The organism is Algibacillus agarilyticus, assembly GCF_003286125.1.
In the GTDB taxonomy this organism is placed as follows: Bacteria; Pseudomonadota; Gammaproteobacteria; order Enterobacterales; family Alteromonadaceae; genus Algibacillus; species Algibacillus agarilyticus.
Map to the genome: position 1 here is coordinate 1 of NZ_QMED01000037.1, position 26,652 is coordinate 26,652.

General features: G+C 38.5%; 23 protein-coding genes and 1 pseudogene. 10 read left to right on the forward strand and 14 right to left on the reverse strand.

What is annotated here, in order from left to right:
• Positions 1 to 289 (forward strand): annotated as a pseudogene (locus DPX34_RS22130) (IS110 family transposase); the annotation flags it as partial.
• Between the two features lie 37 nt (positions 290 to 326).
• Here the strand turns inward: DPX34_RS22130 and DPX34_RS19105 are convergent.
• A complete protein-coding gene (locus tag DPX34_RS19105; RefSeq protein WP_111980038.1) occupies positions 327 to 620 on the reverse strand; it encodes a hypothetical protein in 294 nt (97 codons plus the stop codon).
• Positions 621 to 1,083: 463 nt separating this feature from the next.
• On the reverse strand, positions 1,084 to 1,494 hold the full coding sequence (locus DPX34_RS19115; RefSeq protein ID WP_111980040.1) for a hypothetical protein: 411 nt from the start codon (positions 1,492 to 1,494) through the stop codon (positions 1,084 to 1,086).
• Between the two features lie 369 nt (positions 1,495 to 1,863).
• On the opposite strand from DPX34_RS19115, the gene DPX34_RS19120 reads away from it, so the two are divergent.
• From DPX34_RS19120 to DPX34_RS19140, 5 genes are all read left to right on the forward strand, one after another.
• A complete protein-coding gene (locus DPX34_RS19120; protein WP_111980041.1) occupies positions 1,864 to 2,829 on the forward strand; it encodes an integron integrase in 966 nt (321 codons plus the stop codon).
• Positions 2,830 to 2,956: 127 nt separating this feature from the next.
• The gene (locus tag DPX34_RS19125; protein ID WP_111980042.1) at positions 2,957 to 3,733 is read left to right on the forward strand and encodes a phytanoyl-CoA dioxygenase family protein; all 777 of its coding nucleotides are present in this window, start codon (positions 2,957 to 2,959) and stop codon (positions 3,731 to 3,733) included.
• A gap of 95 nt (positions 3,734 to 3,828) precedes the next feature.
• On the forward strand, positions 3,829 to 4,920 hold the full coding sequence (locus DPX34_RS19130; RefSeq protein WP_111980043.1) for an NHL repeat-containing protein: 1,092 nt from the start codon (positions 3,829 to 3,831) through the stop codon (positions 4,918 to 4,920).
• Between the two features lie 336 nt (positions 4,921 to 5,256).
• The gene (locus tag DPX34_RS19135; protein WP_111980044.1) at positions 5,257 to 6,894 is read left to right on the forward strand and encodes an MFS transporter; all 1,638 of its coding nucleotides are present in this window, start codon (positions 5,257 to 5,259) and stop codon (positions 6,892 to 6,894) included.
• Between the two features lie 147 nt (positions 6,895 to 7,041).
• Positions 7,042 to 7,818 carry an IclR family transcriptional regulator gene (locus DPX34_RS19140; protein ID WP_111980045.1) on the forward strand — a complete coding sequence of 259 codons (777 nt, stop codon included), beginning with the start codon at positions 7,042 to 7,044 and terminating at the stop codon, positions 7,816 to 7,818.
• A 106-nt stretch (positions 7,819 to 7,924) separates the two neighbouring features.
• Here the strand turns inward: DPX34_RS19140 and DPX34_RS19145 are convergent, their stop codons facing one another.
• Positions 7,925 to 8,437 carry a DUF2058 domain-containing protein gene (locus DPX34_RS19145; protein ID WP_111980046.1) on the reverse strand — a complete coding sequence of 171 codons (513 nt, stop codon included), beginning with the start codon at positions 8,435 to 8,437 and terminating at the stop codon, positions 7,925 to 7,927.
• Positions 8,438 to 8,568: 131 nt separating this feature from the next.
• On the opposite strand from DPX34_RS19145, the gene xthA reads away from it, so the two are divergent.
• Both xthA and DPX34_RS19155 read left to right on the forward strand, forming a co-directional pair.
• The gene (gene xthA, locus DPX34_RS19150; RefSeq protein WP_111980047.1) at positions 8,569 to 9,378 is read left to right on the forward strand and encodes an exodeoxyribonuclease III; all 810 of its coding nucleotides are present in this window, start codon (positions 8,569 to 8,571) and stop codon (positions 9,376 to 9,378) included.
• Position 9,379: 1 nt separating this feature from the next.
• The gene (locus DPX34_RS19155) at positions 9,380 to 10,015 is read left to right on the forward strand and encodes an energy-coupling factor ABC transporter permease (RefSeq protein ID WP_111980048.1); all 636 of its coding nucleotides are present in this window, start codon (positions 9,380 to 9,382) and stop codon (positions 10,013 to 10,015) included.
• 6 nt (positions 10,016 to 10,021) lie between these two features.
• On the opposite strand, the gene yfbV is transcribed toward DPX34_RS19155, so the two are convergent.
• Together yfbV and DPX34_RS19165 are read right to left on the reverse strand one after the other, a co-directional pair.
• Positions 10,022 to 10,471: a terminus macrodomain insulation protein YfbV gene (yfbV, locus tag DPX34_RS19160; protein ID WP_111980049.1), complete on the reverse strand. Its 450-nt coding sequence runs from the start codon at positions 10,469 to 10,471 to the stop codon at positions 10,022 to 10,024.
• A 224-nt stretch (positions 10,472 to 10,695) separates the two neighbouring features.
• Complete coding sequence (locus DPX34_RS19165; RefSeq protein WP_111980050.1) at positions 10,696 to 13,293, reverse strand: VolA/Pla-1 family phospholipase; 2,598 nt, start codon at positions 13,291 to 13,293, stop codon at positions 10,696 to 10,698.
• 399 nt (positions 13,294 to 13,692) lie between these two features.
• Between DPX34_RS19165 and DPX34_RS19170 the strand changes: the two genes are divergently transcribed.
• A complete protein-coding gene (locus DPX34_RS19170; protein ID WP_111980051.1) occupies positions 13,693 to 14,586 on the forward strand; it encodes a gluconeogenesis factor YvcK family protein in 894 nt (297 codons plus the stop codon).
• Positions 14,587 to 14,633: 47 nt separating this feature from the next.
• Here the strand turns inward: DPX34_RS19170 and dcd are convergent, their stop codons facing one another.
• Both dcd and apbC read right to left on the reverse strand, forming a co-directional pair.
• Positions 14,634 to 15,227: a dCTP deaminase gene (dcd, locus tag DPX34_RS19175; protein WP_111980052.1), complete on the reverse strand. Its 594-nt coding sequence runs from the start codon at positions 15,225 to 15,227 to the stop codon at positions 14,634 to 14,636.
• Positions 15,228 to 15,315: 88 nt separating this feature from the next.
• On the reverse strand, positions 15,316 to 16,383 hold the full coding sequence (apbC, locus tag DPX34_RS19180) for an iron-sulfur cluster carrier protein ApbC (RefSeq protein WP_111980053.1): 1,068 nt from the start codon (positions 16,381 to 16,383) through the stop codon (positions 15,316 to 15,318).
• Positions 16,384 to 16,770: 387 nt separating this feature from the next.
• Here apbC and metG point away from each other — a divergent pair, with 387 nt between their 5' ends.
• The gene (gene metG / locus DPX34_RS19185; protein WP_111980054.1) at positions 16,771 to 18,798 is read left to right on the forward strand and encodes a methionine--tRNA ligase; all 2,028 of its coding nucleotides are present in this window, start codon (positions 16,771 to 16,773) and stop codon (positions 18,796 to 18,798) included.
• A gap of 115 nt (positions 18,799 to 18,913) precedes the next feature.
• Here the strand turns inward: metG and DPX34_RS19190 are convergent, their stop codons facing one another.
• The 7 genes from DPX34_RS19190 to yoaA form a co-directional block, all read right to left on the reverse strand.
• A complete protein-coding gene (locus tag DPX34_RS19190; protein ID WP_438938524.1) occupies positions 18,914 to 20,743 on the reverse strand; it encodes a choice-of-anchor I family protein in 1,830 nt (609 codons plus the stop codon).
• 249 nt (positions 20,744 to 20,992) lie between these two features.
• Positions 20,993 to 21,421 (reverse strand): hypothetical protein, encoded by a 429-nt coding sequence (locus tag DPX34_RS19195; protein ID WP_111980055.1) that lies wholly within the window; start codon positions 21,419 to 21,421, stop codon positions 20,993 to 20,995.
• Positions 21,422 to 21,569: 148 nt separating this feature from the next.
• Positions 21,570 to 22,520 carry an NADP-dependent oxidoreductase gene (locus DPX34_RS19200; RefSeq protein WP_111980056.1) on the reverse strand — a complete coding sequence of 317 codons (951 nt, stop codon included), beginning with the start codon at positions 22,518 to 22,520 and terminating at the stop codon, positions 21,570 to 21,572.
• A gap of 9 nt (positions 22,521 to 22,529) precedes the next feature.
• Entirely contained in the window at positions 22,530 to 23,315 is a 786-nt protein-coding gene (locus DPX34_RS19205) for an alpha/beta fold hydrolase (protein WP_157964797.1), read from the reverse strand.
• A gap of 72 nt (positions 23,316 to 23,387) precedes the next feature.
• On the reverse strand, positions 23,388 to 23,978 hold the full coding sequence (locus tag DPX34_RS19210) for a Slp family lipoprotein (protein ID WP_111980058.1): 591 nt from the start codon (positions 23,976 to 23,978) through the stop codon (positions 23,388 to 23,390).
• Positions 23,979 to 24,041: 63 nt separating this feature from the next.
• Positions 24,042 to 24,731, reverse strand: coding sequence for a tRNA (adenosine(37)-N6)-threonylcarbamoyltransferase complex dimerization subunit type 1 TsaB (gene tsaB / locus DPX34_RS19215; RefSeq protein WP_111980059.1), 690 nt, complete (start codon positions 24,729 to 24,731; stop codon positions 24,042 to 24,044).
• On the reverse strand, positions 24,728 to 26,644 hold the full coding sequence (gene yoaA, locus DPX34_RS19220) for a DNA repair helicase YoaA (RefSeq protein WP_111980060.1): 1,917 nt from the start codon (positions 26,642 to 26,644) through the stop codon (positions 24,728 to 24,730). Before yoaA ends, tsaB begins: the two co-directional genes overlap by 4 nt.
• Between the last annotated feature and the right edge of the window lie 8 nt (positions 26,645 to 26,652).

Consider the following 26,652-nt stretch of genomic DNA (forward strand, 5'->3'; position numbering starts at 1 on the left):
AGAGTGGATACATTGGCGATACTCATGCACAACATTTTTACGGCAAACATTTGTTGAATGGGCAGGTCAATCGGTGCGATATTCGTTTTGGGCTAAAGCTTATTATCAACAGCAAGCAGCGAAAGGAAAACCGCATAATACCATCATCAGAGCGTTGGCATTTAAGTGGATCAGGATATTGTTTCGGTGCTGGAAAACCAGCACAGCATATGATGAATCAACTTATCTAGAAGCCTTGAAAAGTAAGGGTTCACCGCTCTTAAAATATGCGGTAAAAAGTAAAACTTAATGCTTGCTGTCCACCTCAGGGCGTGTTGTTATACGTTTTATTTTGAGGGCATAAGTATTGCTTTGCCTGACGTCATGTTAACAATTATTGCTTTACGACTGGGTTTAACCAATTGCCAATTATTTTTTTTAAACCAAACTGTCCATTCGCAGTTATTTCCGTTTACTCTTTCTTCAGGCAATAAAACCTTACCCTCTAACTGATGTTCAATTATGTATTGTTTTGCTAGCTCAATTGCTTCAGGTTTTTCGACTAAAATGAGGCAATCGGTATCTTTCGCATTTACAGTTAAGGCTAAGGTCGAGAATATTAGTACAAGAATATATTTCAAATGCAAAACCCTAGAAACGTATAACGCCCCATTCAGGGGCTTTTAATTGTTGGCTATAATAACGAGCGAAGCGAAGGAAGCCAACTGTTAAAAGTCCTTTGCAATGGCTTGTTATATGCAATTTACGCATATTTTACTAGCCCTACATAAATGGACCATGAAATAGGTAAGAAACCTAAAGATGAATAAAAAGTAAAAAGTCTAAATTGCGAATTATTTCCTTTAGGAATACCTGCCATTAAACAAAACCAAGCGATACATGTGAAAGCAAACAAACCAATAGGGTTATAAACAAAAGATAAATAACCTAGACAAAAACCAGTTAACAACCCGAAAATTAATGCGTTTTTAATATTTATACTAAATTGAAAATTCACATCAAAACTCACATTGCATATAACGCCCGCATAATGGGCAAATAATGCTTGGCTAAAATAGTGAACGCAGTGAACAAAGCCAAGCTTTATTTGTCACTGTTGATGCGCTTGTTAGCACTACTGTTCTCGTATAACCAGTTTAAATTTTTCATAGTATTTAAATGATTATTTTTACTTTGATACGAAGTTCGATACTTAATAATACTATCGTAATATTCATAATTCATCGGAAATTGAAAGTTAATATATTCATAGAGCGAGGAACGCATTTCAAGGTTAGTACGATTAATTGCTATTGTTGAATCTAGATCACTTTCTAAAAATGAAATCGTATCTTCAATACCTTTTTCCCTAAGAAGTTTGAGAGCAATATAAGTTTTTGAAACATCAATAAAATTATAATCAGCAAAGCTATCCTTTAAAGCTTGGTTATAAGAAAATATTGAAGTAACTATTATCGAAATTAATAAAATACTTATTTGCAAAAATACTTTCATTTTCCACCCAACCTCCATGTAGTGCTAACAGCTTAATACCAATAATTCTTATAAGCCATTCATAAACAGCGTTTAAAAATTATCCGTATTGCTTAAATTTTATTTAATAATGTCAGTACGTTAGCATCAATTTAACTTTACATTCAACCTTAAATTAAGCCTATAAAACAAGCCATTTACATAATAGGCATTATTTGGCCTATTATGTAAAATTAAAAACATATAAATATTAATAAAAACAATACGTTATTGAACAGTCGTTATTTAATCGAGCTAAATTATTATTTACATACCACGCCAAATTATTGCAATTATCTAAAAAACACTTATAACTGTATGTATAGCCAGTTAAAATCATATGGGTGACTTATGGCGACATCTCCTTATTTAGAATCTATACGGACTGAACTACGCACTCGCCGATATAGTATTCAAACCGAAAAAGTTTACTTGTATTGGATCAAAACATTTATCATATTTAACGATAAGCGCCACCCTGATAACATGGGCAATGTAGACATTGAACGCTTTCTTAATCACCTTGCTGTTAACCGACAAGTTAGCGCTGCCACACAAAACCAAGCCTTATGTGCCATCATTTTTTTATATCGTTATATTGTAAAACGAGATATTAAAAATTTATCTTTCTCATTCACTAAGCGTGAAAAAGCATTACCGACGGTTTTAACTCATCAAGAAGCCATGGAAATAATTGCGTTAATGGATGGAAAATATAAACTCATTGCGCTTTTGTTATACGGGTGTGGGCTGCGTATAAACGAAGCTTTAAAACTCAGAATTAAAGATTTAAATCTAAATGACAACATGCTTTTTGTTTTTCGTGGCAAAGGTAAAAAAGACCGTTATACATTACTGCCAACCTCTTTATCATCACAAATTAATCAGCAAATATTGCATGCTACGCAAGTACATCGCAACGATATTGAGCAGGGTTATGGCTTAACATCTCTTCCAGCATCACTTATTCGTAAATATGGTAATGCTTGTAAAGATTTATCTTGGCAGTATTTGTTTCCTTCTTCTACTCGCTGTATTCATCCATATGATGGTTATGTTTGCCGGCATCATATTCATGAATCCGCATTTAGAAAACAGCTGCGCGCTGCAGTTTTAAAAACCTCGATTACTAAACGGGTTAAAGCACATACCTTTAGGCATACATTTGCAACTCAGCTTTTGCAAAACGGTACCGACATTCGTACTGTGCAAGAGTTGTTAGGTCATACAGATCTTAAGACAACCGAAATTTATACGCATGTTATCGGTAGTCGTTTTAGCCACACTCAAAGCCCCATTGATAAAAATGATATTTAATTTATAAACTTAACGATCTAATCCATATTCATATAAAAATATAACATTCATATAAAAATAAACCTTGCTTTTATTTTAGTTATGCACGATTATTGTTAACAATTAAACAACACAGTCGAGATAACCTATGAGTAACTTACTATTATCAACAGAACAAATTGCCGATTTTAACCGCGATGGCTATGTGATTGCGCGTGGCTTTTATAATGAAAACGAAATACAGCGCCTGCAAGATGCCGCATTTAATGATGATTCGTTAAATGCGAACGCTTGGCATAAAAAAGATGCTAAAGGCGCAGTGAGTAAAGTTTGTTTATGGCAAAAGCCTGGTGATGATTTATATGGTATGTTTTCTCGCGGTAAGCGTTTAGTTGAATCGTGTGAGGCTATTTTAGGTGAACCCGTTTATCACACCAGTACAAAAATTATGATGAAAGAACCGTTTGTGGGTGGCGCATGGGAATGGCATCAAGATTTTGGCTATTGGCATCGTGATAATTACCAACTTTATCCTTTATTAGTGAGTTGCATGGTTGCTATTAATAAAGCCACTATTGAAAACGGTTGCTTGCAGGTGCTTAAAGGCTCACATCATATCGGACGGATTGATCATAATAAAACAGGTGATCAAAAAGGCGCTGATTTAGAATTTGTAAACGAAGCCATGAAACATCACGAACTCATTAATGTTGAATTAGAACCTGGTGACGTTTTATTTTTCCATTGTAATTTATTACACAAATCAAACCAAAACCAATCTGCCGAGCCACGCTGGTCAATGATCAGTGCATATAACGCAATGCGTAATGTGTCGTTTAAAGAGAATGAAGCAGTCTATCATCCACTAGAAAAAGTAGAAGACTCCGCTATTCTGGAATGGGCACCAACTGAAGAGAGCGTCTAAATTTAGTCGCTATTTTCGTCATCACATAAAGTGATAGGCTTAAAAATCTATCACTTCTTATCGTTCTTTTTTATTCTAAATCGTATAGGTAACGCATGTCTGACCCAGCATTATTCACTAACGCACTTGTACCCAAATCTAATATTGATCCTCATGGCCTAATTGTGGGGCATGGTGATTTTAAATATAAAATTAATGCGCATTGGGGCGCGCTCGATCCAAAGTCGGTTCCTGTTGAAAACTGTCATGCATTAGCCATCGATTCTAAAGAACGCATCATTATGTTAACGGATGATGTTAGAAATAATTTCATCATTTATAACAAAGACGGTAAATTGCTCGAAACATGGGGCACTGAATACCCAGGCGCGCACTCAATAAAAGTAGTCAACGAAAATGGCGAAGATTTTATCTACATTGTTGACAGTGGTTGGATCACTAACCCTAAATGGGATGGTATATCAACCGATGCTTGGGATTCACCTTTTAATAAGGTGATTGCACAAAGTGGTTTTGTTGCAAAGTTGACGATTGAGGGTCGGTTGATTTTCACAATTGGCCACCCACAAACCATTGATGTTTACCGCCCCGACCAACCCTTTAGACCAACCGATATTGCGATCGCACCAAATGGCGATTTGTATATTACCGACGGCTATGGCTCAGATTATTTATTGCAATACGACCACCAAGGCCGATTTATTCGCCGTTGGGGTGGGCACGATAATAAAAATGAACATGATAATTTAGTTAATACTCATGGTGTTGAAGTCGATTTAAGAACCCCTAACAAACCAAATTTAATTGTCAGCTCTCGTGCTGAAAATGCATTAAAAGTATTCTCTTTAAAGGGTGAATATATAAGCACCATTGCGACACCGGGCATGTATATTGGTGGGCCCGTGTTTAAAGGCGACTATTTTTATGCACCTGTGTGTTGGTCGCATATAGACGGCACAAATGCGGATGATTCTGGCTTTATTACAATTATGGATAAAAACAATAAGGTTGTTTCAAACCCCGGTGGCACAGAACCTGTATATGTAGGCGACGAGTTACAGCCCACTACAACTAACTGGCAGGTTTTTAATCATTGCCATGCGGTGTGTGTTGATAATGATGACAATTTATATGTTGGGCAATGGCGAGCGAATAATAGCTACCCGCTCAAATTAGAACGGATCTAAACGTTTTAAAAAGCCTTAACTTTTTAGCTGTATAAAACCGTTAGCGCGTGATCTTAAAACGTAATCGGTCATGCGTTAACCGCTTAACTCAATATCCCTTTTAGCTTTAATTTACATCTTTAACTCATCAGCGCTTCTCAAACATTCAAAATGTCTTTTTACTTTACCGTTTTGGACTATTTAGAAAATAACCGCATATTAAAGATAATTTAAACCATAAAATGAGAACTATCTATTGTTAACAATAGGAAAGCATTGTAATGTTAAAGAGTATTTACAAAAATCTTTAAAATTCACATTTTTGCTACGTGATTTTAAATTATCAAGGAAACAATAATGAATCCGTATTCTATCACCGCATTTAAATTTGCAACCATAGTCGCTTTTGGCGGCTTTATTTTTGGCCTAGATGCCGCTTTAATATCTGGTACCGTTAGGTATCTAGTTCAAGACTTTAATTTAACCGATTTAGAATTAGGTACGGTTGTGAGTGCGCCTGGCTTTGGGGTTATTTTCGCACTATTAGCAACGGGGGCCATTTGTGAAACCATCGGCCGTAAAAAAACACTTATTATTATTGCCGCTCTTTATGTTGTCTCCGCTATAGCCTCTGTTATTGCGCCTAGTTACGAAACACTCGTTGCAGCTCGATTTTTAGGTGGTTTGGCCTTTACTTCGTTATCGCTCGCATCAATGTATATTGGTGAAATAGCCCCCGCACACATGCGGGGTAAATTGGTTTCTATGAATCAAATAACGATCGTCGTCGGTTTAACTGCCGCGTATATGTCGAATTACTTTTTACTTGAATTAACTAAAACCGATATCAGCTGGGTTGCTGATTTGGGTATTAACGACAACTTGTGGCGTTGGATGCTAGGTATTGAGGTCTTACCCGCTATTTTGTGGTTAATTATGCTGTTTACTATTCCTGAGAGTCCGCGTTGGTTGATCAGTAAAAATAAACTCGATGAAGCCAAAAGCACGATGAAAAAATTGATGCCAGAACATGAGATTGACGCCGAAATTGAAAGTGTTCAAGCGAGTTTGAATCATCATACTGCAAATTCAAAACAAAGTTTTATGTCGCGTATCAATGACCTACTTGATGTTAAAGTACGCGCGGCGTTAATGGTTGGTTTTATTTTTGCTATTGTGCAACCCATTACCGGCGTGAATGCAATTTTATTTTACGCGCCTATGGTTTTTGAGCAAACTGGGGTCGGCACCAGTGCCGCATTTGGCCAAACGCTCATCATTGGTTTTGTGAGTTTATTTTTTACCGTATTAGCATTATTGCTTATCGATAAAGTAGGTCGTCGTCCATTAGTGATTGTCGGGTTACTTTGGTCTGTTGCGAGTTTATTTTTGTGTGTATGGGCATTTAAATCCGCCGTTTACACTATTGAACCCACCGCGGTGGCTGGGCTTATCAGTGCGGTTGAGGGTATAAATGTTGATAGTTTAAATGCCATTATTAGTACGACTTATCATAGCGATATTGAATTTAAACAAGCGCTGATAGCAAATCAAGGGGCTGATTTAGTGCGTACATTTGAAAGTGAGTTTATTCAATCGGCCATTACAATCAACTCTTGGGCTGTATTAATTGGTATTGTGGGTTTTATCGCTGCATTCCATTTATCGATTGGGCCCATTATGTGGGTCGTTTTTTCAGAGATTGTGCCAACGCATATCCGTGGTATCGTTATACCGATGTTTGCATTAACAGCTAGTATTGTTAGCTTTTTTATTCAAAAATTCTTCCCTTGGCAGTTAAGCAATCAAGGTGCAGCGGATATTTTCTTATTTTATGGTATTGCAGGTGGTGTGGGTTTAATTTTGTTAGCCCGATATTTACCCGAAACAAAAAACAAAACCATTGAAGAAATAGAGGTATTACTCGCAAAAAAGTCTAAACGGTCAGTAAAGAATCAAGCAACTGAACAACAAGTCGTTGAACCTCAACCGTAACAAATATCAACCCAAGCGAGATTGCTGTCAACACAGCAATCTCCTCTTCTCTCCTCTATTAACCGCTTATAATCTCAATTTTTAATACATCATAAATTCAAATTTCAGGTTAAAATAATAAGCTATTGGCCATTAAGAGAATTCGTTTTGACAGAAAAAGTGACGACCCCAAAAAAGTATGCTGTTCCAGCTCTCGATAAAGGACTCGACATATTAGAGTATTTAGTTAGCCAAGAAGTCCCTCGTTCACAAACTGAAATTGCCCAAGGTTTGGGCCGTGGCGCTAATGAAATATATAGGGTATTGGTGGGGCTAGAAGCGCGTGGGTATTTAGTCAGAGATGAATTATCTGGCCGTTACCGGTTGTCTTTAAAGCTATACAACTTGTCTCGTTCAATTTCGCCTATCGATCAATTACGTCAAGTCGCTTTACCTTTTATGGAAGATTTAGCCGTTAAAATTGGCCAGTCTTGTCACCTGTGTATGTTATATCAAAGTAAAACAATGGTGCTAATACATGCACGCAGCCAAATAGCGGTATCAATTAACATTGCAGAAGGTTCTTTATTCCCCACGCTTTCAACTACCTCTGGGCGTGTTCTACTCGCTAACAGTAACACCGAAGTACGCAAAATGATCCTTGAGCGAGATAGCCTATTTAATAATATGGATAAATCACAGCAAGAAGCACTTTATAACGAACTAGAAGGCATCAAACAACACGGTTTTCATGCCGACAAAAATGTTTTATCAGAAGGTATCGATGATTTCTCTGCGTTGGTCGGCCAACCTGAAGGAAAAGTTATTGCGGCTCTTGGCGTTTCTATTATTCAAAATAAGCACGAGCAACAGATGCCCGCCGCTGAGATGAACGACTTAATTATCAATACGGCACAAAATATAAGCCGCCAACTCGGTTGCTAATCATAATATCGATTTGTAGCAACCTAATGCGCAAAATTTAAAAAGCCAGCTAATGATGCTGGCTTGGTAAAGATTTACTCAACATTAGGCAAAGTTGCCTTATGTTTTACCACATCAAGTCATCTGGCACTTGGAAATCGGCATACGGATCATCTTCTTCAAGTTGCTCTTCAGATTTTTGATTTAATACCACAATGTAAGAGTCATCCCTTTGGATAATTTTATCAGCAACCGCGGATGGGATCACTTTGTAGGTTTCATTTAACTTAGCGATACACAATAAACCATTGGCTAATTGTTTTTGCTGTAAATCATTGACCAAAACCGTTTTAACTAAATTTTCATCGGTAAACCGATATTCAATTGTCGACTCACTCAAATTAATAGCATTTAAATTGATTAATTGTTTGATTTGCGCCGCGAGCGCCTTTTTTTCGGCTTCTTGTTTTATTTTTTGGTTTGCGGCTTTATCTTTAGCTAATTGACTTGCTTTAGCTTCTTCTGTGGCGGCTTTAACTTCTTTACGTAATGAACGTGATTTTTTACTCGATTTCTTAGCTTTATTAACTTTTTTTTCATTAACTAAGCCGGCTTTTAATAATTGATCTTGTAGTGACATGTATAGTTTCTCGGTTGTCTATCTATAACATGGATTCTCCTGAAAATTCTCCGACAAATCAACCGCTTTTAATTTGCACTCACCTCGTCTGGGCATTAGACTTGGTTTAAATTAGTTTTTTAATACTTACTATGAAAATAATATCATTTAATATTAATGGCCTACGCGCCCGAATTCACCAGTTAAAAGCGATTTTAGAAAAACATCAACCTGATGTGATCGGCTTACAAGAAATAAAAGTGCATGATGATGCCTTCCCTTTAGAAGAAGTAAAAGCCCTTGGCTACCACATTGAATATTTTGGTCAAAAAGCACATTACGGCGTTGCTATGCTGAGTAAAAAACCGCCTTTGCGCCTACAAAAAGGCTTTAAAACCGACAATGAAGATATGCAAAAACGCATGATAATCGGGACTTATTTAGATGAAGCAGGTGAAGAAGTAACGGTGTTCAATGGCTACTTCCCCCAAGGTGATAACATTAAGCATGAAACCAAGTTTCCGTATAAACGCGCATTTTATAATGACTTAATGACAGAGCTTGATTCTGAATATCATAATCAACAGCAAATAGTCGTTATGGGCGATTTAAATATATCGCCTACTGATTTAGATATCGGTATTGGCGAGGTTAATGCTAAACGTTGGCTCAAAACGGGTAAGTGCTCCTTTCAACCTGAAGAAAGAGAATGGTTACAACGTTTGTTAGATTGGGGCTTTATTGATACTTACAGGGCCATTAACCCAGAAACAACTGGCCGTTACAGCTGGTTTGATTACCGCTCGAAAGGCTTCGATGATAACCGCGGATTACGCATCGATACCTTACTTGCTACGCAGGTTTTAGCCGATAAAGCCATAGAAAGTGACATTGATTATGAGTTAAGGGCAATAGAAAAACCATCGGATCACGCCCCAGTCTGGACAACATTTAAAGCTTAATATGTTACTGATAATATCGATAAGCCTTTATATACTCGTTTTTGGTTTAGGGTATAAAAAGGCACATTATCAAATATTACTCAATGATAGCCAAAAGCAAAATTTAGCGTTTGGTTTAATGGTTGGCCTTTGTGTACTTTGGTCGATTCAAACAGGGATACATGAACAGCTCCCTGTGCATTTTTTGGGCTTAACGGTTACTTATCTTTTATTAGGTCATCATTTGGCCTTGCTTATTGCGCTCGTGGCTTATGTGATGAGCCAATTATATGTTGGTATCTCTTGGCTGATTATCGGCCAGTCTTTATTACCCAATATAGTGGTCCCGCTTTTAATGAGCCATTTGATCTATGTATGGGCTTATCATCATTTACCTAGACACTTTTTTGTTTATACATTTATTTGTGGTTTTTTAGCGGGTGCGGTTAGCATTGCAAGTTTGATGTTAAGTAAAGCGGGGCTATTATGGCTCGCAGGCCAATTTAATTTTTCTGAGTTGTTAGAGAATTATTTAATTTTAACACCGCTTTTGCTGGTACCAGAAGCGATGTTAAATGGTATGTTAATTACGATAGCTGTTGCTTATTTTCCTAACTGGGTTCGAAGCTTTTCAGATGAAGATTATTTAAATAAGTAAACAGTTTTAAAAAGCATCTTTACGCATAAACACGCTATCAAGTTTTTTATAACCTTGATTCAATAAACAAGCGAGTTCAAAATAACGCGGCTTTGCCTGTGCGCATTTCACTTGGACACCTTCTACCGCAAGCTTAGTTTCGAGCTCTTTATACCAAGTTAACAAGCTAAGCGGTAATGTTTGGTTAGCTCGATTACCCAACCAAATATAACCTTGTATTGGCATACTTAAGATTAAAAGTGAAGTCGCTAATGCTTGTGGAATAAATTGCTCACCTAACCATACAAACTGCAGTGTAAAACTAATAACGGCTAATAGCGGTAATATAAGCAAAGAAAATTGAGTCGCTTTAATAACGCGACATTCAGGAAATAAGCCGTATAACTCAGGTTTTACAGGCCATTCTGTTATATATTCACGTCCATTTTGGATTGTTTCTATTAATGATTTTTTCATTTACCGACCTCAAAATTAGACATTAAATTTATTTTACTAAGTTTAATGAGAAATGGAATCATAAATAACAATCAATATTCATTTAGTGATGCGGCGATTATGACTGGAATATATCTAATTGTGAAACATAAACGAGAAAAAGAAAAGGTAAGATAAAAATTAACGGCGTATTTTATAATACGCCGTTAATTCAGTTAGCAATTAATGCAATAAATATAGCTTTATTAATTAGCCGGAACAATCACATTATTAGCATTATCCACAGAGATTAACTTACCATCTGAAGTAAAAAACGAGATGATTTGCTTATGTAACTCACTGGTGACAGCAGCCGACGCACTAGGATCCAATAAAGAGCTGTGCCCGCCTTCGCTAAACCGGACAAAACCCGATACAGCAGCTGACCCATCACCTTGCGTTTCATCAATCACATCAAGTTGCATCAGACGCACAAATTGCTCTGTACCGGCTAAAGGTGAACGTGATGATGTTGGCGGGATCACATGATCCCATGAACTTGAGGTGCCATCACCAAAAATTTCGGTTAATAACACAGGCGTTTGATTTGCGGCAATCGTCGCAGCGTAATTATTCGGATCACCATTATCAACCATGGTTTGAACCGCAAAGGCAAAACTATTAATCATGCTACTCAACGCGTTATCATGCACTGCACTAATCGAGGCTAAATATGTTCTGAAGTTTTTATAATGGGTAGCAAAAACACTGCCATTTAAGTTTGTTATATCAACACTTTGCGCGAGTAAGTATTTGACATAATGCTCCCCACCTTCAAACACGATTAAGTCTTCATTTGATAAATTAGCCGCACTTAAAAAAGCGGCTCGAGCCGTTGCATAAGCTTCTGCATCTAATAGATTAACACTGTTTACCGTCGCATAAGCCAAAAAGGATTCAACAGCACTTAACACTAAATTACTTTGAATAAATGAGCCAAACGTATCTGAATCTAATAAGAAATTAGCAATACCGCCACCAGGGCTACTAAACGAAGCCGCGTTAATTTTAAATAAACCATCGACTTGAGCATTAAGCGGCGTATTCGCTAATGCAACAAAATCGATTCCCCACATTGCGCCCAAAGAATGACCGGTAGCATAAACCCGGCTAGCATCAATTTGATGGCCATCAAATAAAGCGGCCGACCCCGTTGCAATGCCAACACGTAAACCGATTAAATCAACAATACTTTGCTGAATGTTATCGCGTAAAACCTGTAAGTCTTTTAAATTCATAAAAGCCAGCGGATTAGCAGACGTCGTTTGTATTTCTTTACTTTCTGGTGAACCGTTAATATCAAAACCGCGAGAGCCATGTAAAACCATATCAATGGCGACAGTGGCAAAACCACTAGCAGATAGTGATCCAGCAATCGAAAGCATATCTTCTTTTTTGCTGGTTATACCATGCATTAACACAACTACTGGCCAGCCTGCATCAGGCTCTGTCACATTACGACCCAATGACTGCAAAAAGGCTTCATTTGGTAATGTAATTTGTGCCGATAATGTTTGTAAAGACGTCACTTGAGGTACAGGATTATATTTAGTGATGTTTCGCTCAGTATCTAAGCCATAATCGGCTAGCCCTAAAGCCATACACGCATCATTATTAGGACCAGGCGTTAAACTAGCTAATGTTTCAGCAGGCATTGCAGCTAATATTGCGCCACTGTCACACATTGCTTTCCAACTTTGAGATGTTGCCCCCGTTGGGTTTTCAGGGCTAGATTCAGTCAAATAATAAGGTAATGAAACACTGCCCATATGATATTCGCTTGCACACATAGGTACTAACGACGTTAATGCGGCTAAGGTCGCGGCATCAACTGGCGTACCGGTTGCAGCCGCTTGCAAAGTAGCCGCAACGGTTGGGCAATCAGGTGTGGTCGTGGCAGATAAAACACCGCCTTGTACTAACACATCACGCACACTGGCACCGGTGTTTGCGGTATGCGCTAATACCGGTAGTGTTTGCGGCGCAGCAGCGGCTTTTTGGGCATATAAGCTTTTAAGTGTTGAAAGGGTATTGCCCGCTGACTGTATTGTCATCGCCGATGTTTGAATCAGCGACGATACATCGACTCCGCCTGAAGCTAATACACTTTCATATGAATTAACAGCCGCTTGCAAACCTAATTGCGCAGCCGTGCCTAATGGGAATTCAGTAATATCTTTACGAACTGAAATATAGGTAGAAGCAGGTTGTACGGCAAATCCTTCGCTGTCCATTATTTTATCTGACACAGCCACAATATAAGTTGCGCCGGGCATAAATGGGGTAATAGGAACAACCGCAATTTGGTTAGGCGATGATAATGTGGTAACAAAATCGGTGCCAAAATTGAGTTCTTTAACAAATTTACAGGCTAAGCCCGCTTGAACTTGGCTACATTCTGCATCAGTTTGACTTGCGCCCATAACAACTTGATAAATAGTGATAGCACCCGGAATTGAAACACTGGCAGCATCTAACGACGATACAGCGGGGGGCAAAACAAAATCAATAGCAAATGGCTGTTGAGTCGACCAGCCGTCCATCGATGATAACGCAACAGTCGGATCAGCACGATCATTCGCATCAGCAACCGGTAAATTCAATGTGCCATCTGTCGTACCCGAGAAAAGAAGGTCGTTAGGGATAGAAAGCTCACCATCACTGGGATTAAATAAAACACGAGTGGCAGGAATAACGGTATTTTCAGCGGACTCTTTTTGAATTGAACTCAATGATTGATCGTCACTACACCCAGATAAGCCTAGTGAAGATGCGATAGATAGGCTTATAAGCAATTTTTTCATAATATCTCCCAAAGACACATTGCTCTTGTTATTAACAGTGTCTGTTGATTTATAAATAGAGTAAGTTCAATGAACTTAATTTAGCAGATAACTTACTGATAATCGTATTTTAGTTGATAAACTAAATTTGCGTTAACTTGCATTAAACGAGGTAGAGTAAATTTTAATAGTGCTACTTGTTCGACCAGTTAAAAATTAACTCAAGTTTAGCGAATAAGCTAGCGAAAAGGCGCAAAAATGTTACGAAAGTCTTTTATTTGTAACAATTTGTCTTTTTGAGAACTAATTAATACCAATTATATAAAAAATAGTCATAATATCAGCGCTAAAATAAATAGCCGCGAAATTAAGCCGTTATTTACAACATCTTACTTGTCATACTTTGGAATTATAAACTTCATGCACTCAAAAGAATTTAACCTTGTTGCTATTGGTGGAGGCCACGGATTAGGAAAAGTCCTTAATACTTTTTCTAATTTTGGTCCAAGACTCAGTGGGATCGTAGCAACAACGGATAATGGCGGTTCAACTGGTCGCTTGCGCGAATCAAAAGATACCATTGCATGGGGAGACTTACGTAATTGCTTGAGTCATTTAGCGGGGCACACCACGTTAGGCGCTCAACTTCTTGAATTTAGGTTTACAGGTGAAGGCTTAAATGGCCATAGCATGGGCAACTTACTTTTTTATGCATTAGAAGAACTGCGGTATAGCCCGGTTGAAGTTATCGAGCTCGTGCGCCGCATGATGAAAGTTGAAAGCCGTTTGTATCCTATGTCTGAACAGCCAACACACTTAAAAGCGATCACCGAAACCGGTGAAATAATTATTGGCGAAACCAATATAGATAGTAAAGACATCCCTATTCCTAAAGATTTACAACTCACAGATCAAGTGTTTGCCCCAAGCCGCGTTATACGCGCTATTTACGCTGCTGATTACATTTTACTTGGCCCGGGAAGTTTTTTTACGAGTGTGTTACCCCCGCTGTTAGTTCACGATTTGTGTAATGCGGTTTGCAGTTCTAAAGCTAAAATTATTTTAATTGATAACTTAGGCAAAGAAATCGGTCCGGCTAACGAAATGACATTAAACGATAAAATAAAATGGCTGAACACTCGCTTTCCAAAATTAAAAATACATAAGGTCTTAACAGATGTGAGCCGAAACATCGAAGGCGTGCCTGCCGACTTACTTTTTCAAGCATCATTAAGTGAAGCAGATGTGTTTTATCGCCACGATGAAGTCAAACTAAGAATGGCACTAGAGAAGATTTTTTGCCTGACGGCTTAAAGCATACACTTTAAGCCTCAAATGATGATCACAGTAAAATAGATTAACTACCCCGCTTTATCATCTTGGTTTATCCGACTGCCATCTGCACCGCTTTGACCTTTATATTTAGCATCAATTCTTTGATTATAAGGTTTTGCGGCAGGCCCAGATAATAACTCAAAACTTAATGCCCCAATTTTCATTTTTGGTTTTAATGCCAATGGCAATTTACCACTGTTAAAAAACTCTAACACAATATTGCCTGACCAGCCCGGATCAATACGATGCGCCGTTACATGTACCATTAACCCCAAACGAGCAAGTGATGAACGGCCATCTAACCACCCAACAATATCACTAGGTAACGTAACGGATTCATAAGTCACGCCTAAAGCTAATTCACCAGGATGCAAGAAAAAAGACTGATCATCAGCAATAACAATTTCATCAGACATAATCGACTCAAGCGACTTTGTTACTTCTTCTTTTGGACCACTCAGATCAACATACGGTGCAACATGATCTTGAAATACACGAAATTTATTACCCAAGCGTAAATCGACAGTTAATCCGCTGATCATATCATCGACTGGTGTGGGTGTTATTGAGATCTTACCTGCTTCAATATGTTTAATAATATCGCGATCACATAAGCGCATGCTTTATATTTCCTCTGGATAATACGCCAGCCAAATGCGCTACCGTATTAAATTATTTTATGGGTGATGGCCTTTAAAACTGAGCTTGTTAACTTAGCTGAGTAATTGGAATAACTTGCTGTTCGGACGCATCATTTGCTTGCGCTAATTTTGCCAGTTCTATCGTCATTCGCAAAGCTATATTCTCATAATGACTAAAGAAAGCCTGTTTTATAAGTAATTGTTGTTTGGGTTCATCCATATATTGCCGAATATCGATATTCAAAGGAGCTGAACCTAAAAACGGTAACTCAACTTTTTTTGCATAATTTTGTGCCCCCATATGGCCAAAAATAGCACTTTCATGACCACAGTTTTCACAAATGTGCATATTCATATTTTCAACTAACCCTAATGCCGGTATTAAAACTTTTTCAAACATGCTTAATGCTTTTTTAGCATCAATTAACGCAATGTCTTGCGGCGTGCTAACAATAACATGACCACTTATCGGTAGGCTTTGCGCGATTGTTAATTGAATATCGCCCGTTCCCGGCGGTAAATCAATCAACAAATAATCAAGTTCGCCCCATGCCGTTTCATTAAATAATTGTTGCAGTGCTTTGCTCGCCATCGGCCCACGCCAAACTGTCGCATCATTTTCATCAACTAAAAAACCAATAGAATTAGCTTTAACTCCTTCGCTAGATACGATGGGTTGCATTATTTTTCCATCTAATGAATCAGGATGAGCTTCTGGCATGCCTAACATAGTAGGGATAGAGGGCCCATAAATATCGGCATCTAAAATACCCACTTGGGCTCCCATCGCTTTTAAAGCACGTGCCATATTCACACATGTTGTCGACTTACCAACACCGCCTTTACCCGATGCGATTGCAACAATATGTTTTATATTGGCATGAGGTGACGCAAATTGTTTTTTTAAACTACTGCTAGGTTGCAGTTGCCATGATTTGCAATCACTCAGTCCCAGTGGAACATATGAATGAATCAAAGCGGCTTGGCTTGTCGTGTTTTTATTGGTGTCGCCTTCCCCATCAACACGGGTTAGATAAGCCGCTGCATTGTCAACGTCTTGTTGTGCTAAATACGTTAATGCATGTGCTTCTTCTGTATTTAAATCACTCGGTTTACTTTTTTTAAACCACTTCATATTAACCAACAACCTTTCTAATTTTTATCAATATTAATGTATAGTCAAAGCGATCGGGTTTTAGGGGCAGGTTTCTAGTTCCAGACGAAACCTAAGTACTTACATCCATGTAAGCAAAGCCGTCAAGCTTCGAGACCCCATGAGCATATGCTCTAATATGTGATTGGGGCGAGTAAGCGCTGACAATGAACCATAAAACCTGAGCGAGAAGACTATATCACGATGCAGATAAATCTTATAAAACCGGACATTTGCCTTAACAATTATCAAAAATACTAAAATAATACTGACAATTTAAGATTTTTAACATTTCAAAGATGAAATTTATGGGCTTTTTCAGTAGTATGCGCAGCAATTTTCTGATTAATTTTAAGTAGCCCATTTATTATGTCGAATTCGCGTAAAATTCTTGCCACCAGTGCTCTGCCCTATGCTAATGGTTCTTTACACCTTGGCCATTTATTAGAACACATCCAAACTGATATTTGGGTGCGCTTTCAACGTTTAAGTGGGCATGAAGCTTATTATGTTTGTGCTGATGATGCGCATGGCACGCCCATTATGCTTAAAGCACAACAAATGGGCATTACGCCAGAAGAAATGGTCGACCAGGTTCAGCAAGAACATATGGCGGATTTTGCCGACTTCATGATCCAATTCGACAATTACCATTCAACGCATTCTGACGAAAACAAAGAGCTGTCTCAACACATATATAATAAATTAAATGAAGGCGGTTTCATCAAAAGTAAGGTTATCGAACAGTTATTCGATCCTGAAAAAGAAATGTTTTTACCTGACCGATTTGTCAAAGGCACCTGTCCTAAGTGTAAAGCCGTTGAACAATATGGCGACAGCTGTGATGCTTGTGGTGCAACTTATAGCCCAACAGAGTTGATTAATCCACAATCAAGTGTATCGGGTGCTACGCCCGTATTAAAAGAAAGTGAACATTACTTTTTTCAACTGCCAGAATTTTCAGACATGCTACAAACCTGGTTACGTTCAGGTGCTTTACAAGAGCAAATGGCGAATAAATTACAAGAGTGGTTTACTGAAGGGTTACAAACTTGGGATATCAGCCGTGATGCGCCTTACTTCGGTTTTGAAATACCCGGCACTGAAAATAAATTTTTCTATGTATGGTTAGATGCACCAATTGGTTACATGGGTAGCTTCAAAAACTTATGTGACAAATCTGATATTAACTTTGATGACTTTTGGGCATTAGATTCAGAGGCTGAAGTCTATCACTTCATCGGTAAAGACATTATTTACTTCCACAGCTTGTTTTGGCCAGCGATGCTTGAAGGTGCAGGCTATCGTAAACCAACGGCAATACATGCGCATGGTTTTTTAACCGTTAATGGCACGAAGATGTCTAAATCAAAAGGCACTTTTATTAAAGCCCGTACGTATTTAGATCACCTTAAACCAGAATATTTACGTTATTACTTCGCAGCTAAATTAACCAATAGAGTGGATGATTTAGATTTGAACTTAGAAGACTTCAGTCAACGTGTAAATTCAGATTTAGTTGGTAAATTTGTTAATATTGCTAGCCGTTGTGCTGGATTTATTAGTAAGCAATTTGATGGCAAATTATCATCGACTGTTTTAGACCCCGCTTTAGCGCAAAGTTTTATTGATGCGGGCGATAGTATTGCAAACTTATACGAAACCCGAGAATACGGTAAAGCCATTCGTGAAATAATGGCATTAGCCGATAAAGCTAACGTTTTCATCGCTGACGAAGCCCCTTGGGTGTTAGCTAAAAATGAAGAAACCGTTGAACGAGCGCACCAAGTGTGTTCGCTCGGGATTAATTTATTCAAAATACTCAGTGTATACTTAAAACCGGTATTACCAGAATTAACCGCTAAAGTAGAATCATTCTTAAACATTGAGTTAACGTGGGCTGATCATCAGGTACTATTAACCGATCATTCAATTGAAAAATTCAAACCGTTAATGCAACGTATCGAGCCTAAGCACATTGACGCCATGGTTGAAGCATCAAAAGAAGATTTAGCTAAACAACAAGCTGAACTGGCACCCGAAACCGAGTTAACTAAAGATCCAATCAGAGCTGAAATTGAGTTCGATGATTTCGCAAAAGTTGATTTACGCGTTGCGCTTATCACCAAAGCGGAACATGTAAAAGGTGCCGATAAGCTGCTTAAGTTACAACTTGAAATAGGTGGCGAAACGCGCCAAGTTTTTGCCGGTATTAAATCAGCGTACCAACCTGAAGATTTAGAAGGCAAAATGACGGTTATGGTTGCCAACCTTAAACCACGTAAAATGCGTTTTGGCATGTCAGAAGGTATGGTGTTGGCAGCAGGGCCCGGTGGTGAAGATCTTTGGATTTTAAACCCAGAGGAAGGTGCTCAACCCGGTATGCGCATTAAATAATATTTTATGACCCTATTTAACATGTAATGTTAAAACTAAAAAAACGGTATTTACGCAGTAAATACCGTTTTTTTGTTACTAAATTTAGTGTCAAACTTAAATTTATTAGCTTGATTTACTTAGCTTGGATAGTCCACACTGCAACTGAGCCTGAGATTTCGTTACCCACAACTAACATCGCAGGCTTATCACCAGTAGCAGGGATGAACTTCATACCTTCTGGTGCTAAGTCACCCGTGATATCAGCGCCTTCAGTCACACCGCGGTTATAAAAGTAATCAACAAAATTAACATCAAATGGGTTGCTGATGTCATAAATCATAACGCCACTCATGCGCTCTAACCCCACAAACGCATAAGTGCGACCATCTACTTCACCAATCGCAACAGATTCTGGCTCTGCACCTTTTGCATCAGAACGCGTATCACCTTCATTTTCATCTTCGTCATTGTTAAAAGCAGCACCATGAACCGCAGCTGTGATTAAGCCTACATCATCACCTGAATCAAAAACAACTAAGCCATTACTATCCCAAATAGTGAATGAACGAGCACCATAGGTGTAAAGTGCTTCATAATCACCGTCAGAATCAATGTCACCCTTTACCGTTGTTACTTTTAAGCGACCTAAATCATCGTCATCATTGTTAATACCGGCGAACGCATCTGCATCTAGTGATAAATCTTCAACTCGACTTTCATCAATGTAAGATAAACAGCCATCATCTGAGTCATAGTCTAAACCACCTTCAGCTAAACAAGTGGCTTCATCAGCAGCATCAAAGAAGTATTCACGACCATCACCCTCATTAGCCGTCACAATAAAATGAGCGTTATTCCAGCTAAACGTTGTGATCGTATCCGGTTGATACATACCATAAAGATTATTGTATTTACGGAAGTTCATACCACCATCTTTATCTGAAGCATCTAAATTATAATGGCTCCAATCTTTAAAACCTAAACCGATGATACGGGTTAATGTATTTGTTTCTAAATCAACAACCGCTAGCGCGTTGTTTTCTTGCATCGAAACATAAGCCATTTTGCTATCGTCAGTGATCGCTACATACTCAGGCTCTAAATCCATCGCGACCGTCGTATTAATAACCGTACCTTTAATTGTGCGGCCTGTCGGGTTAGCAAACATCACGCCCATTGATTCTAAATCAGCTTGCTTGTCGTTATAGGCTTTAAAGTCTAACTGCGTTGCGGTGTCAGCAATTTGGCCACTTGTTACATCAATGATTGAAATTGTTCCTTCAGGATCAACTTGATAATCGCCGTTAGGCTCACCTTCATTAGCAACAACAACCTTGCTGCTATCCGGACTAAAAGCAACCATGTCAGGCAAAGAACCAACCGTTACATTTTTTATAAATGCCGGAGCCGCACCTGAAATGTCATAAAATGCAATTGAACCGGCATCAGATTTAGTCGGAGCAGCCATAGCAACCGCTAAAATTTCTAATTCATCTGAAATAGCAATGCTATTCGCATCACCTTGTGTGCTTGTTGATAAGTCAAGCGTCATCAAAATAGAAAGGTTTGTATTGGTTATCACACCTTCTGCATCTGCTGTTAATGCAGAAGCATCCATATTATTAGCATCAAGAATTTCAACAGTTGCTTTAGCACCGGAGCTATTTATTGCATAAATATAGCCAGTCGATTTTTGGTATTGAACAATTTCGGCTGCGCCTTCTGGCGATTCAGCGTTTAATACCGCACGACCGACTAAATTAATATCTAACAAGTTAGCGGTGTTTTTACCATTCATGCCAGGCTGGCCCATTTCGCCTTGGATACCTTGCTCACCCTGAACGCCTTGCTCACCTCGACTGCCCGCTGCGCCGTCTAAACCATCATCACCCGTGCAGCCAGCTAATACCGCACCCATTAAAAGCGCTAAAGAAGTATATTTAAATTTTTGTTTCATCATCATGTTTACCACATTGTTTTAAATTAATGCGCAAAATAATAAAGATGAAAAATGACAAATAGGCTTGGTTTAAGTTAAAAAAAGATGACAGTCAGCGTAGAGTTATTGATATTTAAGATAAATATCGAGAAACTAATTTAAATGAGCATTAACCACTTACAATAAGGTAATGTTTAAGCAATGAATAAAAACAAAAAAAGCAGCTAAAAGCTGCTTTTAAAATGACGAATTAAACAACAATTAAAATATCGTTTATTCTTTAGTTTCTTCTTTTGGTTTAATGGTTTCGCGTAGCCAATTTAACATATCAACAGGCATGCCTAAACCACCGCCATCATAAGCGATTGATATTTCAACATCTGGATAAAGTGTATTTAATATCTCAACACCCTTAATTAATAAAAGCGTTTCAGCCCCCAGTTTTTGTAAATAATTAGCTTGCTCTGAAATGACAATTGATTTTTTATCTTTATTTTGTTGTGAATCATATAACACAAAATCAAATTCTTGAGCGTCTTCTAACCCATCTTTACCTGTAACTTGACGTTTATTAAACGCAACATAAAATTCAGTTTTTAAAAAAGTTTTGAAGAATAATTCTTTATCTGCTTTGCCAGATTGCACATCGAGCATCAGTTTTTGAAAAGTAGTTTTAGCTGGAGCTTGCTTAGTATCGGTCATGTTAAAATCTAATAAAACGCATTTGGTACAGGATATGATCAACCTGTACTTCTCGCAAATACTAAAGCTTTATTTGATATACCGAAGCAATTTGAGTATATACCCAAGTGACTTAGGTATATACCTTGAAAATAAAGGAAACACTCAACTACCCTAGATCAAGCAAGACTTTACCCGCACAAGCACGTGTTTCAACAATCTCATGAGCTGTAGCAACCGCTGAAAGTGGGTACTCAGCGCCAATATAAACATTAAGTTGGCCAGCAGAAACCAAATCAATTAAGGTTTTGAGCTGCGCGATATTGTTATTCACTAAAAAATTAATCACGTTGGTCTGTTTTGATAAATGCGTGGCTTCGTCGGCAATAGCCTTTGCCGTTAATGTGGGTAAAGTGACCCATGTTTTCACTTCGCCTAATTGAGCTAATAAATCAAGAGCAACTTGCCCACCAACACAATCGAGTACCAAATCAAAATCACCGCTTAGCGTTTCAATAGAACGCCACATAGTAGGACTATCAAGGTAATTCAATTCTGCTTGTTTATCCAATGACCCCGAACAAATCACATCAGGCGTGCAGGTTAAAGCAAGCTGCGCAGCGATATGCCCAACACCTCCCGTTGCCCCCAAAATTAATACACGTTGGTTATCTGCAATGTTGCCATGCTCAAATAACGCTTGATACGCCGTTAAACCGGCAAGGGGTAATGCCGCCGCTTGTTGTAAACTAACGTTGGCAGGAATTTCTAACACATCACTTTCATCTACTACACGGTATTCACTGTAAGCACCAGCCGATAACGGAAAGCCCACCATGCCAAACACATAACGACCTATTTTTTTACTGTTTTTTTCGGCGCCCACAGCGGTCACAATACCAGCCATATCATAACCTGGTACCCAAGGCAGTTTGTCTTTGTTTTCAGCAGCGGCCCAACCTAAACCCGCTCGTGTTTTACAATCAATAGGGTTAACCGAGGCCGCTACTATATTAACCAGATATTCATTGGGCTTAATACTGGGTAAATCGAATTCTTCTATACGTAAAACGTGGGCATCACCAAAAAAAGGAATACTACTCGCGCGGTATGTAGACATTAGAAGCTCCTAAACAAAGTTTTCTAAAAGTTGATGTAAGCGCTCAGGGCTTTGCATATGAAAATGATGATTTCCTTGCACCTCTAAAATCGTCAATTGTTTAATATATGCCTGACGACTTAACACTTGCTGTTTTATCCATTTATAACCTTGTTCACCTAAAATTACCAGTGTCGGGCAACAAATAGCCTGTAAAATATCGACAACTTGTTGTTCATTTATTTTAATCGGTGACAAGGCTTTTAAACGAGGATCGCTACGACGTTCGTAACCTTTTTCGGTTTTTAGCAAATCACGATCAATGAGTAATTGAGCCGCTTCGATCGATAAATCGCCGACCTGCGCTCGCAGCTGATATAACAATTTAGGTTGAACTAAGCGATTAGCTTGGTTAGCTAATTTATGACGACTAGCAAAACCTTGACGTAATTCGCCAAGGGTGTCGCCACTGCCAATTATCGGGCCACATGCTTCTAGCATAACAACAGAGTTGACTAAATCAGGGCGGCTTGCTGCCACCACACTCGCCACCATCCCTCCCATGGAATGACCAACTAAGCAACAATGTTCAAGTGATAATGAAGAAATAAACGCGATCACATCATAAACATAATCAATAAAATGATAATGACTGTCTGAACTTCGGTTAGCTGACCAGCCATGGCCCGCAAACTCATAAACATAAATATTAGCGAATGGTTCATCTTGCAAAAGTTTAAGTAAAGACGCGTAACTCGCCGCGTTATCTAACCAACCATGTAGAAAAACAATGTTTTTTTCATGGTTACGCGGCAAATATAAATAACTTTGTTGCTTACCCGCTAAGGTAAAAAAACGTTGCTCGACCGTATTTATAGTTATTCCAGCCTATTGAATTTTTGATTTTCTAACCCGAGGTTTTAATTTTTTATAGTCAGGACGATAAATGACAGGTCGATATATGGGTCGGTAAACGCGACTCGGAAAAAACCAGCTATGATGATACATATGAATATCATCTAAACGATCCACTTCTTCTTTCCATAAATATAATTTTTTACTGTCTATCACGGGATACATCATTTCGCGCTCGCCTAACAACCCTTTTTCAAAACCAGAAAAAGTACCAACAGCGGAAATCGCTCGGCCTTTTTTGTAAATTTCGGGGTCAAGAAAATCAGCGGTATATAGCCTAAAACGGCCTTTCGAATCATCCGTAATTCGCGGTCTTGCGTTACCTCTTAATTCAAAATGCACAATCTCAAGTAACGTTTTGTCTTTTAAGTTTTTAATACTGGCGATCACCCCTCCCCAACGTACAATTTTACCAACTTGCTCATCAGTGGATGTTTCGATAATGTCATTAAAATTAAGTAAATTTGTACCTTCTTCAACGGCTAATGGCTTAGGGATCATTGAACACGCACTCACTAAGCTGAGCACACTAATGAATAATCCCAATTTTATATATTTCATCATGAATTAACCTTTTGTTATATGGGAGTCTCTTTCTATCAAGTATAGCCCAGCAATATAAATGATTTACTTACCTGGCATTTTTTTCCATGTGACTTCATTGCGTAAATAAGTAGGCGTCGTCAATTCAGCCGACGTAAAATCACCTTCAGCCCATTGTTGCTTCCCGATCAATGCAATATCAAGTGCATGTGGAAAAAATTCAACAGAGTCTTGATTGACTGCTTGTTGGGCTAATAGTTCCGTTTTATAAGTTTGCCACCCCGTCCCAATTGATGTCCAATTATCTTTAGGTAAATGATTAATTGAATCATGCGGTTGAGTAACCACTTCATCCATCAACGGGTTGACTTTACCTAACTCAGTTATATGGTAAGCGCCTAAATAGATTTCAGCCATACGTGCATCAATCGCCGAAATAATATGGTTAGCCCCTGTTCGACGAAATACACCATGTGCCATCGCGGCTAAACTCCCTACGCCGATAACCGGCAATTGAGCACCATAAGCCAAGCCTTGCACTATACCGGTCGTAATTCGCACACCGGTAAAACTCCCCGGGCCAGAACCATAGGCAATTGCATCAACATCATCTAATGTTAATTGGGCATCTGCGAGCACTTTTTCAACCATAGCTAATAATTTTTGATTATGCTCGCGTGGGCATACTTCATATTCACTAAACTCGGCATTATCAGTAATAATCGCCGCCGAACAGGCTTCGGTAGATGTATCTAACGCTAAAATCACACTCATTCTGAAATCTCTTGTAAAAAATTAATCGCCGTATTTAAACTACGGGTTCTACGCATATTGGGTAAACTTTTAATAAATGATTCACCATAGCCACGCGTCACCAAACGAGGATCGCAAATAACTAACACTCCGTTATCATTGACATCACGAATCAAACGCCCCGCTCCTTGCTTTAGCGTGATCACCGCTTGTGGTATTTGTATTTTAGAAAACGGGTCTTGTCCGTTCCGCTTACAGTTATCAATTCGCGCTTGCGTTACCGGATCATCCGGTGCTGCAAAAGGCAGTTTATCGATCAATACACATTTAAGGGCATCGCCTCTAACATCAACACCTTCCCAAAATGCACCGGTGGCTAACAAAACTGCACTTTCTTCAGCCATAAATTGCTTTAATAATTCGCGTTTACCACGCTGGCCTTGCACAAGTAAGGTGTTATCAATACGACGTTCTAGCATGTTCGCCACTAGATTCATCATGCGATGACTTGTAAATAATAAAAAGCAGTTCCCTCCACTCGCTTTAATCAATTGTTGCGAAATGTCTAAAATAGCATTTAACGCTTCACGATCATTCGGTTCAGGTATCATTCTAGGAACACATAACATCGCTTGTTTTTCGTAACAAAAAGGACTGCCTAAAACAAGTGTATTATGCGGGGTTAAGCCAAGCAATTCAGTAAAGTGTTCAAAGCCGCCATCTACCGACAACGTAGCAGAAGTCATCAACCAACTTTGTTGCTTTTCAGTACGAATAGGCGCAAATTTATCAGCGACAGTCAACGGCGTTAAATTTAACGAAACATGTCGATGTGTTGATTCATACCATAAACTCACATCTACTTTTGATAAATCCGTTACTGACTTGAGTACCGCTTGTAAATGACATATACGTTCAAAACAACTGTCGATACCTTTGGTTCTTGATACACATTGTTTAATCACTTCATAACAAAAAGATAAGGTTTCAAGCAACTCATTAACGCCGTCATTAAAAGTGGCCTCTTGTGATTTTACACGCCAATTGCCTTTTTCAGGGTCAATAGGAAACAACAACCTGAACTCTTTACTTAAGCGGTTTAATTTTTCAGCTGCTTTACCCAGTTGCTTTACGTCTTTAAGTTCAGTGCGATACTCAAGCTCGATATCTTTAGCGAGTTCCAGCATTTGACGAGTCGTAAAACGTTCACCAAAATACTCACAGGCAATATCAGGCAATTGATGAGCTTCATCAAAAACAACGACATCAGAATCCGGTACGATCTCGCCAAAGCCAGTGTCTTTTACCGCTAAATCGGCAAAATATAAGTGATGATTAACCACGACGATATCAGCTGCAATGGCTTTTTTACGCGCTTTAACTAAATAACAATCTTCATAACGTGGGCAATCTTTGCCTAAGCAATTATCAATTGTGCTGGTAATTAATGGAAAAACCGGTGAGTCTTCTTCTAAATCAGTTAACTCGGCGATATCACCACTTTCGGTTTGATTAGCCCATTTTGAAACTTTAGTAAAATCATTGAGTGCTTTTTTATCTTTAACTTCACTAACTTGACGGTTTAAATCTAAACGATACGGACAAAGATAATTTGCACGCCCTTTTAACAGCGCGGTTTTACGAAAGGCGGATAACGTTTTTTTAACTAAGGGCAAATCGCGATGATACAGTTGTTCTTGTAAGGCTTTAGTCCCTGTCGAAATAATCACTTTTTTATCAGATAATAAGGCAGGCACTAAATAAGCGAACGTTTTACCCGTACCCGTGCCAGCTTCTGCAATTAATAAAGCTTTGTCGTTCATCGCTTGCCAAAAACTATTTGCTAATTCTATTTGAGCATCTCGGGGTTGATACCCATCAATGGCTTGAGATAACAAACCATCTTTGCAAAACACTTTTTCAACTTTATTCACTCATGTCC